Below are 11,218 nucleotides of genomic sequence, written 5' to 3' on the forward strand. Positions count from 1 at the left end.
CACCTGTCATGCACTATTATAATAGGGAATAATGCTGACAGGGGGAACAACAATGAACGCAGCACAGCGCCGGGAAAAGATCTTGCAACAGCTCCATGGGGCCAGCGCACCCATCAGTGCCAGTGCACTGGCCGCAAAGCTGGGGGTCAGCCGCCAGATCGTGGTGGGGGACGTGGCCCTTCTGCGGGCAGGCGGGGCCGAAATCGAGGCCACCCCGCGCGGGTATCAGTTCCACCCGACCCCCGGCGGCTACACCGGCATCCTGGCCTGTGTGCATAAGACCACCGATGAGATGCGTACCGAGCTTTACACGGTGGTGGATCAGGGAGGCGTGGTGGTCGATGTGGCGGTGGAAAACCCGCTTTACGGCGAGCTGCGGGGCAACCTGAACCTCGCCAGCCGATACGATGTGGACACCTTTATCACCCAGGCAGCCAATACCCCGGAGTGCCTGCTCAGCCGGATGACCGGCGGCGTGCACCTGCACACCCTTCGCTGCCCGGATGAAGAAACATTCCAGAGGATCGAAGCCGCATTGAGAGAGAAAGGGATTCTCTATTGATATTGTAAGAAAACTCGAACAAACTGTCTATCCCCGAAAAACGAAAAGCGTTGGATATCCAACGAAACAATGAAAGTGGTGGATTATTTTGGACATCCGCATTGAAAAGACTGACCGCGCCATCGAAAAGGCATTCATGGAGCTGCGTGCCCGCCAGCCGCTGGAGAAGATCAGGATCAAAGACCTGTGCACACTGGCCAAGGTGAACAAATCCACCTTTTATGCCCACTATGAGGATATCTATGAGCTGTCCAGCCGGTTGGAGAACAAGCTCATCCATGTCATTCTGGACAGTGTGCCCAATGTGGGGCTTACCGCTGCACACACAGAGCAGCTGACCCGTGAACTGTTCCATGCCTTTGTTCAGAACCAGGAGGCAGTGAACATCCTTTTCTCCGGGGCAAGGCAGGGAATCTTTGCCAACTGCATTGAAAAGGGTCTGCGAGACCGTCTGGCTGCCAAAGACCCCACCTTTGCAGCGGACCCCGACCGGGGCATTCTGCTTTCGTTCTGCGTGCAGGGCTGCTTCTATGCCTTTGCCAACAACAGCGGCCAGATGGACGTGGAACATCTGGTCGATCTGCTGGCTGTGATCGCCAAAGCGGCGCAAAGCCTGAACCGATGATAGAATGGTAATAATGAGAAAGGCTCCTGCTTTCGCAGGAGCCTTTCTCATTTAAAATACATGGAAACCGGTTCTTTTTATTGTTTCAATTCATGGCTCCGGCCCTGGTGAACATCTGCTCGACCTGTGCGGCGAGCAGGCTGTGCTCCGGCGCTTCCAGCAGGGGGTCTGCGGCCAGCAGAGCGGCGGCCTCGGCCTGAGCGGCGTGAAGGGTGCGGGTGTCGTTCATCAGGTCGGCGATCTGCAGGGTGGGCAGGCCGTGCTGTCGGCTGCCGAAAAAGTCGCCGGGGCCGCGGGTCTCAAGGTCGAACTGCGCCACGGCAAAGCCGTCTGAGGTGGAGCAGAGGAACTTGAGTCGCTTCTGGACGCTCTCGGCGGTGTTGTCGCTGACAAGGAAGCACCAGCTCTCGGCGGCACCTCGGCCCACGCGGCCCCGCAGCTGGTGCAGGGCGCTCAGGCCGTAGCGCTCGGCATTCTCGATGACCATGACGGTGGCGTTGGGGACATCCACGCCCACCTCGATGACAGTGGTGGATACCAGTGCGTCCAGCCGGCCGGCTTTGAAATCGTCCATTACAGCGGCTTTTTCCTTTGGCTTGAGCTTACCGTGCATCAGGCCGACCCGGCGGTCGGGGAGAAGGGCTTTGGCAATGTCCTCGTAGTAACTCTTCACGGCGTTCAGCCCGCCGTCCGGCGTGTCCTCGATGGCGGGACAGACGATATATACCTGCCGTCCGGCTCCGATCTCCCGGTCGAGAAAACCGTAGAGATCCCGCCGCTTTTTTCCGGTGATGCACCGGGTCTTGACGGGCTTGCGGCCCGGGGGCAGCTCATCAAGGATAGAGATGTCCAGATCGCCGTAGATCAGCAGGCCCAGTGTGCGTGGAATGGGCGTGGCGCTCATCACCAGCAGATGGGGGTTCGCGGCCTTTTCGGCCAGCATTCCGCGCTGGCGCACGCCGAAGCGATGCTGCTCGTCCACCACAGCCAGACCCAGCCGGGCAAACTCCACGCCCTCACTCAGGATGGCGTGGGTGCCCACCACAAGGTCGGCTTCGTCACTGCGGATAGCAGCCAGCGTGGTGCGGCGGGCGGCGGCCTTCATGCCGCCGGTCAGCAGGGCCACACGCATCCCGAAGGGGGCCAGCATCCGGTTCAGATTCTCTGCGTGCTGGGCGGCAAGGATCTCGGTGGGGGCCAGCAGGGCCGCCTGGTATCCGCTGCGGATGCAGGCCCAGATGGCGGCGGCGGCAACCAGCGTCTTGCCGCTGCCCACATCGCCCTGCAAAAGGCGGTTCATGGAGGTACTGCCGGACAGATCGGTCAGAATTTCGTCTACGGCCCGGCGCTGGGCACCGGTGGGGGAGAAGGGGAGCGATGCCCAGAAGGGGGCCGGGTCGAGCCGCTGCATGGGTGCACCGGTGGAGGCGCTGCCCCGGTTCTTCATTCGTCCAATGCCCAACTGGAGCACCAGCAGCTCCTCGTAGATGAGCCGCCGCCGGGCTGCAAAAGCCTCCTCTTCCGTGGCAGGGCAGTGGATGGCCCGCACGGCATCGGCCTTGGAGAGCAGGCGGTATTTTTTCAGCATCTCCTCTGGCAGCGGGTCGGGCAGGAGTTCCGCATGGGGGAGCAGCTGCCGGATGCATTTTGCGATCACAGTGCTGGAAAGCCCCTCGGTCTGGGGGTAAACGGCCTCGAAGGGAGCGGCGGTGATCTGTGCCGCTGTGCGCACCTGCGGGTTGACCATCTGACGGCGAAGCATCCCGCCGGTCACGATGCCCTCAAAATAGTATTCCTGCCCCAGCTCCAGCTTCTGGGTGGCATAGGGATTGTTGAACCAGGTGATCTCCAGGCTGGAAACATCATCCCCGGCGGTGATGCGCTCCATCCGCCGCCCGCCCGGCAGGATGCGCCCAGCAGGTTTGGCGAACACCTCGGCCTTCACCACGCACTCGGTGTCTGGCGGGGCCTCGGCAATGGAGTAGGGACGGGAAAAATCGATGTACCGCCGGGGATAGTGGCAGAGCAGATCGGCCAGTGTCACGATGCCCAGCTTCTCGAACCGCTCGGCGGTCTTGGGCCCCACGCCCTTGAGGTAGCGCACCGGCGTGTCCGGGGTCAGGGTGGTGTGATGTTCAGCGGGCATGGCAGGAGACTCCTCTCGTGGTTTTCTTTATTCTAGCACGTCCGGCGGCAAAAGAAAACAAAAAATCCCGGAAGCCGCAGCTTCCGGGAACTTTTGGAGGTGACGACCAGATTTGAACTGGTGGATGAGGGTTTTGCAGACCCTTGCCTTACCACTTGGCCACGTCACCATATTTGGAGTGAATATTTCCACTCCATTTGGAGCGGCCGACGAGGCTCGAACTCGCTACCTCCACCTTGGCAAGGTGGCGCTCTACCAGATGAGCTACGGCCGCATATTGGTGCATTTACCCTTGCACCACAGGGAAAGACGACCCGGATCGGGCTCGAACCGACGACCCCCAGCGTGACAGGCTGGTGCTCTAACCAACTGAGCTACCGGGCCATATCCGGAGTGATTATTACCACTCCGTTATGGAGCGGCCGACGAGGCTCGAACTCGCTACCTCCACCTTGGCAAGGTGGCGCTCTACCAGATGAGCTACGGCCGCATATCAGAGGAACAGGAGTAATTCTTGTTCTTCTGAAAGGTGGTGCCTCCGATCGGAATCGAACCAATGACACGGGGATTTTCAGTCCCCTGCTCTACCGACTGAGCTACAGAGGCGCACCGGACGATGATTATTATACCTGAAATTTTGATTTTGTAAAGGGGTAAATTCAAATTTTTTGAAAAAAACTGAAACTTTTTTCGTTTTATGCGTTTCAACGTGCAAAATAAGAATGACTTTTTGAGCGCTTTTTTGCCGGATCGGGAGGACAAGAAATCTGCCCGAAGAAATTGACAAGTAATACAACCTATGGTTTAATAAAAGAAAAGAACACCGACGCTTTTGCTCTTTACACATCGCTTATACTTATTATAAGGGAAAGAGCAAAGGCGTTTTGATTTGACGACCTGCTTATTACAAGAGAACAGGCCCGGAGGACAGCATGGCAAGAAAACAGGAATATGGCAACGAAAGTATTACTTCGCTGAAGGGTGCCGACCGTGTGCGCAAGCGCCCGGCCGTCATCTTTGGCTCAGACGGCGTGGAAGGCTGCGCCCACTCTATTTTTGAGATCGTCTCCAACTCCATCGATGAAGCCCGTGATGGCCACGGCGATACCATCAATGTGACCCGCTGCAAGGACGGCAGCGTGATCGTGGAGGATTTTGGCCGCGGTATGCCCGTGGACTGGAACAACGGCGAGGGCCGCTACAACTGGGAGCTGCTGTTCTGTGAGATGTACGCGGGCGGCAAATACGGTGAGGGTGAGGATAACTACGAGTTCAGCCTGGGCCTGAATGGCCTGGGCCTGTGCGCCACCCAGTACGCTTCTGCCTGGATGACCGCCGATATCTACCGCGACGGCTTTCATTACCACCTCGACTTCAAAAGGGGCGAGAATGTGGGCGGCCTGCAGAAGGAGCCCTACAAGGGCCGCCGTACCGGCAGCATCATCCACTGGAAGCCCGACGATGAGGTGTTTACGGACATTGACGTGCCCGGCAGCTACTATAAGGATGTGCTGCGCCGTCAGGCCGTGGTCAACGCGGGCCTGACCCTGAACTTTACGGACGAAAAGGAGAAGGACCCCGCCACCGGCAAGCCCTGGAAGGAGAGCTGGTGCTACCAGAACGGCATCGCCGACTATGTGCAGGAGGTGGCAGGAGAGGATACCCTGACCCCGGTGTTCAGCTGCGAAAGCGAGGCCTCCGGCCGTGACCGTGAGGATCAGCCGGATTATAAGGTGCGGATGAGCGCTGCCTTCTGCTTCTCCAATAAGGTGCAGCTGCTGGAATACTATCACAACTCCTCCTGGCTGGAACACGGCGGCAGCCCCGAGCACGCCGTCCGCACGGCTTTTGTCTACCAGATCAACAAATACCTGAAGGACAAGAACCTCTATAAGAAGGGCGAGAGCGCCATCAGCTTCCAGGATGTGCAGGACTGCCTGGTCTACGTCTCGTCCAGCTTCTCCACCCGCACCAGCTACGAAAACCAGACCAAGAAGGCCATCACGAACAAGTTCGTCTCGCAGGCCATGACTGATTTCCTCAAGCATTACCTGGAGGTCTACTTCCTTGAAAAGCCGGAGGAGGCCCAGAAGATCTGCCAGCAGGTGCTGGTGAACAAGCAGAGCCGCGAGCACGCCGAAAAGACCCGCCAGAGCATCAAAAAGACGCTCTCCACCCAGATCGATCTGGCCAACCGGGTGCAGAAGTTCGTGGACTGCCGCACCAAGGATGCTTCCCGCCGGGAGCTCTACATTGTGGAGGGCGATTCCGCTATGGGCGCGGTCAAGCAGAGCCGCGACAGTGAATATCAGGCCATCATGCCCATCCGCGGCAAGATCCTGAACTGCCTGAAGGCCGATTATGCCCGCATCTTCAAGTCCGATGTCATCGTGGACCTTATCAAGGTCATGGGCTGCGGCGTGGAGCTGGGCGGCAAGCACAACAAGGAGCTTGCCACCTTCAACATCGATAACCTGCGCTACAACAAAATCGTCATCTGTACCGATGCTGACGTGGACGGCTACCAGATTCGTACGCTGGTGCTGACCATGCTCTACCGGCTGACCCCCACTCTGATCAACGAGGGCTATGTCTATATCGCGGAATCGCCGCTGTATGAGATCACCACAAAGGACCACACCTATTTTGCCTACACCGAGCTGGAAAAGGCAGCTTTCCTGAAGGAGATCGGCGACAAAAAGTATACCATCCAGCGCTCCAAAGGTCTGGGCGAAAACGACCCCGAGATGATGTGGCTGACCACCATGAACCCCGAGAGCCGCCGCCTGATCAAGGTGCTGCCCACGGACGTGGAGGAAACGGCCCGGGTGTTTGACCTGCTGCTGGGAGATAACCTTGCCGGACGCAAAGAACATATTGCACAGCACGGCGCGGAATATCTGGATGATCTGGATGTGAGCTGACGAGATAAACCCCTCCGTCAATGCTTTGCATTGCCACCTCCCCTAGTAGGGGAGGCTCTGGCGTTGCGGAACGCCCTGCGAGTTCCCCTCTATGCCAAGGGCCCCACTATTAGGGGGGCTGTCGAGCGTATGCGAGACTGAGGGGTTGAATCCGGGATATAGATGCTGATATAGAGGAGCAAAAATGGCAAAACGAACAACCAAAAAAACGACCAAGCCTGTCCGCCCGCAGCTGGGCGACGGCGTTGAGATCCTGAACGCGGGCAGTGTGCTGGAAGATCCCATCACCAGCACGCTGGAGACCAACTATATGCCCTACGCGATGAGTGTCATCGTCTCCCGCGCCCTGCCCGAGATCGATGGCTTCAAGCCCGCCCACCGCAAGCTGCTGTACACCATGTACGGGATGGGCCTGCTGAAGGGTGCCCGCACCAAGTCGGCCAACATCGTGGGCAGCACCATGCACCTGAACCCCCACGGTGATGCCGCCATCTACGATACCATGGTGCGCATGGGCCGGGGCAACGAGAGCCTGCTGGTGCCCTTTGTGGACAGCAAGGGCAACTTTGGCAAGGCGTACAGCCGGGATATGTCCTGCGCCGCTGCCCGTTATACCGAGGCCAAGCTCGAGGGAGTCTGCGAGGAACTGTTCCGGGATATCGATAAGGAGACCGTGGACTTTGTGCCCAACTACGACGGCACCACCACCGAGCCGACCCTGCTGCCCGTGACCTTCCCCACCATTCTGGCCAACAATACCCTGGGCATTGCAGTCGGCATGGCCTGCAACATCTGCTCCTTCAATCTGGCAGAGCTGTGCGCCACCACCGTGGCCCTGATGAAGGATCCCAAACACGATATCTCCACCACCATGCCTGCCCCGGATTTCGTGGGCGGCGGCCAGATCCTGTACGATGAGGCCCAGATGCGGGAGGTCTATGAGAATGGCCGGGGCAGCATCAAGGTGCGTGCCCGGTACAATGTGGTGCCCGGCGAGAATATGCTGGAGATCACGCAGATCCCGCCTACCACCACTGTGGAAGCCATCATGGACAAGATCGCCGAATTGGTCAAGGCGGGCAAGATCAAAGAGATCAGCGATATGCGGGATGAGACCGACCTGAACGGCCTCAAGCTGACCCTTGATCTCAAGCGCGGCGTGGACCCGGAAAAGCTGATGGCCAAGCTCTACAAGACCACCCCGCTGGAGGACAGCTTTAGCTGCAACTTCAACGTGCTGGTGTCCGGTCAGCCCCGGGTCATGGGCGTGCGGGAGATCCTGCAGGAGTGGACCGCTTTCCGCATGGAGTGTGTCCGCCGCCGCACCTACTACGATCTCCACGGCAAGGAAAATCGGCTCCACCTGCTCAAGGGCCTTGCCGCCATCCTGCTGGATATCGATAAGGCCATCCATATCATCCGCACCACCGAGGAGGAGACCGAGGTGGTGCCCAACCTGATGATCGGCTTTGGCATCGACGAGGTGCAGGCCGACTATGTGGCTGAGATCAAGCTGCGTCACCTGAACCGGGAGTATATCCTCAAGCGGACGGGTGAGATCGAACAGCTGGAAAAGGACATTGCCGACCTGAACGATATTCTGGCAAAGCCTGCCCGCATCCGCCGCATCATCATCAATGAGCTGAACGATGTGGCCAAAAAGTACGCCCAGCCCCGCCGCAGCGAGATCCTGTATGATCTGCCCGAGGAGGAGAGCGGTGCCGAAGAGGAATCCATCCCGGATTATCCTGTTACCGTGTTCTTCACCCGTGAGGGCTACCTGAAAAAGATCCCGCCCCAGAGCCTGCGCACCGCCGGTGCCCACAAGCTGAAAGAGGGCGATGAGATCATCCATCAGGTGGAGACGCGGAACAATGTGGAGGCCCTCTTCTTTACCGACAAACAGCAGGTGTACAAGGTGCGCCTGAACGAGCTGGAGGATGGCAAGGTGGCCCAGATGGGCATCTACCTGCCGGGCCGTCTGGGAATGGATGAGGGTGAAAATATCCTCGCCATGGTCATCACGGGCGATTACAGCGGCTATGTTCTCTTCTTCTTTGCGGGCGGCAAGTGCGCAAAGATCCCGCTGGCCTCTTACGCCACCAAGCAGAACCGCCGCAAGCTGCTCAAGGCCTACTCCGACAAGGAGCCGCTGGCAAAGCTGCTCTTCCTGCCCGAGGACACGGAGCTGGCCATCCGCACCAGCGCTGGCCGGATGCTGCTGGTCAACACGGCGCAGATCGCTGCCAAGACCACCCGCGACAGCCAGGGTGTTGCTGTTGTGACCCTGAAAAAGAACCAGACCATTGCATCTGTCGTCCCGGCGGAAACGCTGGAGCTTGCCAACCCCCACCGCTACCGTGTCCGCAGCCTGCCCGCCACCGGTGCGCTCATCCGCGCCGAGGACGAGGGCGAGCAGCTGACAATGCTGTAAAAAACTCCCCCAGTCTCGCATTCGCTCGACAGCCCCCTCTAGGATGGGGCCTTTGGCATGGCGGGAAAGCTTTTGCTTGAATTGCAAAGTATCCGGTTTCGCCAGAGGCTCCCTCTCCGAGGGAGCTGGCACGGCGTAAGCCGTGACTGAGGGAGTTCAAGCAGTAGCGGAGACAATTTTAAATCGTTTATCCTGAAAAGAGGAAGCTGTAATGCAGAATATTGACCTGATCTGTATTGGTAAAATGAACGCAAAATATTTTGCCGAGGGCGTGGCAGAGTACCAGAAGCGTCTGGCTGCCTTTGCGGCATTCCGGATCATCGAGCTGCCGGAGGAAAAGATCGAGGAGAAAAATGCCTCCGATGCTGTGGTGAAAAAAGCACTGGAGAAGGAAGGAAAAGCCATCCTCTCCAATGTGCGCAAGGGTGCTGCCATCGTTGCCATGTGCATTGAGGGCAGGCAGATCTCCTCCGATGAGCTGGCGCAGTTCCTGGCCGACCGCGCAAACAGCGGGGCAGGGGATGTGGCGTTCGTCATCGGCTCCTCCCACGGCCTGTCCGATGAGGTGAAAAAAGCCGCAGCCCTCAGATTCAGTATGGGCCGCATCACCATGCCCCATCAGCTGGCCCGCCTGGTGCTGACCGAACAGATCTACCGGGCCTGTACCATCAATGCCGGTATGAAGTATCATAAGTAAAACTTGCAAAGAGAAACAGAGGACGGAACAGGCAACCGTCGCCCGGTGTTAGGAGATGCGGGAAACGTCAACCCGCCTGTTTCTCAGAAAGAAAGGGCCGTTGCAGAAATGCAGCGGCCTTTTGCTTTACAAATATAAGAAAACATGATAAAGTAGAGATACGCGGCAGTGGGGAAAGCTGCCCGAAACAACACACACGACACGGCAAGCCAGCCGCGGACGGAAAGGATGTTATTACAATGGAACAGAGCGAAAAGACCCTTGATATGATCGTCAATCTCTGCAAGAACCGTGGTTACGTGTTCCCCGGTTCTGAGATCTATGGCGGTCTTGCCAACAGCTGGGACTACGGTCCCCTGGGCGTTGAGTTCAAGAACAACGTCAAGAAAGCATGGCTGAAGAAGTTTGTCCAGGAGAGCCCCTACAATGTGGGCCTGGATGCCGCCATCATTATGAACCCCCAGACCTGGGTGACCACCGGCCACGTTTCCAGCTTCTCTGACCCCCTGCTGGACTGCCGCGCCTGCAAGGCCCGCCACCGTGCCGATAAGCTGATCGGTGAGGAGCATCCTGAGGTCAATGTGGATGCCATGAGCTTTGATGAGATGGATCAGTTCATCGCCGACCACGAGGACATCGTCTGCCCTGTCTGCGGCAAGCATGACTTTACCCCCATCCGCAAGTTCAACCTGATGTTCAAGACTGCCATCGGTGTCACCGAGGACAGCTCTTCTACCTGCTACCTGCGTCCCGAGACCGCACAGGGCATTTTCGTCAACTTTGCCAACATCCAGCGCACCACCCGCCGCAAGCTGCCCTTCGGTGTCTGCCAGGTGGGCAAGGCTTTCCGCAACGAGATCACCCCGGGCAACTTCACCTTCCGCACCCGTGAGTTCGAGCAGATGGAGTGCGAGTTCTTCTGCAAGCCCGGCACCGATCTGGACTGGTTCGCTTACTGGAAGGATTACTGCGAGAACTGGCTGCTGAGCCTGGGTATCAAGAAGGAGCACCTGCGCCTGCGTGACCACGAGCCCGCAGAGCTGGCCTTCTACAGCCGCGCTACCACTGATATCGAGTATGCCTTCCCGTTCACCGACTGGGGCGAGCTGTGGGGCATTGCAGACCGCACCAACTACGACCTGACCCGCCATCAGGAGGCCTCCGGCAAGAGCCTGGAGTACTTCGACAGCGAGACCAACGAGCACTACATCCCCTACGTGATCGAGCCCTCTCTGGGCTGCGACCGTGTGGCGCTGGCCTTCCTGTGTGAGGCTTACGATGAGGAGCATCTGGTCGATGCCAAGGGCAAGGAAGATGTCCGCACCGTCCTGCACCTGCATCCGGCTCTGGCTCCCTACAAGTGCGCCGTGCTGCCCCTGAGCAAGAAGCTGGGCGACAAGGCCATGGAGATCCGCAATGAGCTGAGCAAGTACTTCATGGTGGACTACGATGATACCGGTTCCATCGGCAAGCGTTACCGCCGTGAGGATGAGATCGGCACTCCCTACTGCATCACCGTGGACTTCGACACCGTGGGTGACGAGGCCAAGGGTATCGCAGCTGACAACTGCGTCACCGTCCGTGACCGTGATACCATGGAGCAGGTGCGTATGCCCATCTCTGAGCTCAAGAGCTATATCGAGAGCAAGATCGAGTTCTGATCCAAATAAAAACAGCCCCGCCGTTGCAATTTCGGCGGGGCTGTGGTATATTATAGATAAAGAGAGTGCTGCCCGGCAAACGGTCAGTACCTTTCTGGCAAATCAGTTAAAAAATGACCGCCGAGTTGGTAGCTCATGGGGCGGTCATTTTTTGTGTGTAAAGATTTTC

At 58.3% G+C, this 11,218-nt stretch carries 7 protein-coding genes and 5 tRNA genes; 6 read left to right on the forward strand and 6 right to left on the reverse strand.

Annotated elements, in window-relative coordinates; all coding sequences use genetic code 11:
* Positions 1-52: 52 nt before the first annotated feature.
* Entirely contained in the window at positions 53-562 is a 510-nt protein-coding gene (locus tag ACKXGA_RS14460) for a transcription repressor NadR (protein WP_156065570.1), read from the forward strand.
* 88 nt (positions 563-650) lie between these two features.
* Positions 651-1,187 (forward strand): TetR/AcrR family transcriptional regulator, encoded by a 537-nt coding sequence (locus tag ACKXGA_RS14465; protein WP_097770970.1) that lies wholly within the window; start codon positions 651-653, stop codon positions 1,185-1,187.
* Between the two features lie 85 nt (positions 1,188-1,272).
* Here ACKXGA_RS14465 and recG read toward each other — a convergent pair whose 3' ends face one another.
* The 6 genes from recG to ACKXGA_RS14495 form a co-directional block, all read right to left on the reverse strand.
* Positions 1,273-3,333: an ATP-dependent DNA helicase RecG gene (gene recG, locus ACKXGA_RS14470; RefSeq protein ID WP_227611663.1), complete on the reverse strand. Its 2,061-nt coding sequence runs from the start codon at positions 3,331-3,333 to the stop codon at positions 1,273-1,275.
* A 94-nt stretch (positions 3,334-3,427) separates the two neighbouring features.
* A tRNA-Cys gene (locus tag ACKXGA_RS14475) sits at positions 3,428-3,502 on the reverse strand.
* Between the two features lie 29 nt (positions 3,503-3,531).
* Positions 3,532-3,607 (reverse strand) — tRNA-Gly (locus ACKXGA_RS14480).
* Between the two features lie 36 nt (positions 3,608-3,643).
* Positions 3,644-3,717: transfer RNA gene (locus ACKXGA_RS14485), tRNA-Asp, on the reverse strand.
* A 30-nt stretch (positions 3,718-3,747) separates the two neighbouring features.
* Positions 3,748-3,823, reverse strand: a tRNA-Gly gene (locus tag ACKXGA_RS14490).
* Between the two features lie 40 nt (positions 3,824-3,863).
* A tRNA-Phe gene (locus tag ACKXGA_RS14495) sits at positions 3,864-3,939 on the reverse strand.
* Positions 3,940-4,265: 326 nt separating this feature from the next.
* Between ACKXGA_RS14495 and ACKXGA_RS14500 the strand changes: the two genes are divergently transcribed.
* The 4 genes from ACKXGA_RS14500 to ACKXGA_RS14515 all read left to right on the forward strand — a co-directional run bounded on the left by ACKXGA_RS14500 (position 4,266) and on the right by ACKXGA_RS14515 (position 11,049).
* Complete coding sequence (locus ACKXGA_RS14500) at positions 4,266-6,257, forward strand: DNA gyrase/topoisomerase IV subunit B (RefSeq protein ID WP_423729758.1); 1,992 nt, start codon at positions 4,266-4,268, stop codon at positions 6,255-6,257.
* Between the two features lie 184 nt (positions 6,258-6,441).
* On the forward strand, positions 6,442-8,691 hold the full coding sequence (locus ACKXGA_RS14505; protein ID WP_423729759.1) for a DNA gyrase subunit A: 2,250 nt from the start codon (positions 6,442-6,444) through the stop codon (positions 8,689-8,691).
* Between the two features lie 211 nt (positions 8,692-8,902).
* Positions 8,903-9,388, forward strand: a complete 486-nt coding sequence (gene rlmH, locus ACKXGA_RS14510) for a 23S rRNA (pseudouridine(1915)-N(3))-methyltransferase RlmH (RefSeq protein WP_097770974.1) — start codon at positions 8,903-8,905, stop codon at positions 9,386-9,388.
* 239 nt (positions 9,389-9,627) lie between these two features.
* Entirely contained in the window at positions 9,628-11,049 is a 1,422-nt protein-coding gene (locus ACKXGA_RS14515) for a glycine--tRNA ligase (protein ID WP_097772530.1), read from the forward strand.
* The last annotated feature ends 169 nt before the right edge of the window (positions 11,050-11,218 follow it).

Origin of the sequence: Faecalibacterium hominis (ex Afrizal et al. 2022), from assembly GCF_049545105.1 — a bacterium.
Taxonomy (GTDB): Bacteria; Bacillota; Clostridia; order Oscillospirales; family Ruminococcaceae; genus Faecalibacterium; species Faecalibacterium duncaniae.

Coding starts and splice junctions, on each gene's coding strand:
- ACKXGA_RS14460 (WP_156065570.1), top strand. CDS start 53: ATGAACGCAGCACAGCGCCGGGAAAAGATCTTGCAACAGCTCCATGGG.
- recG (WP_227611663.1), bottom strand. CDS start 3,333: ATGCCCGCTGAACATCACACCACCCTGACCCCGGACACGCCGGTGCGC.
- ACKXGA_RS14500 (WP_423729758.1), top strand. CDS start 4,266: ATGGCAAGAAAACAGGAATATGGCAACGAAAGTATTACTTCGCTGAAG.
- ACKXGA_RS14505 (WP_423729759.1), top strand. CDS start 6,442: ATGGCAAAACGAACAACCAAAAAAACGACCAAGCCTGTCCGCCCGCAG.
- rlmH (WP_097770974.1), top strand. CDS start 8,903: ATGCAGAATATTGACCTGATCTGTATTGGTAAAATGAACGCAAAATAT.
- ACKXGA_RS14515 (WP_097772530.1), top strand. CDS start 9,628: ATGGAACAGAGCGAAAAGACCCTTGATATGATCGTCAATCTCTGCAAG.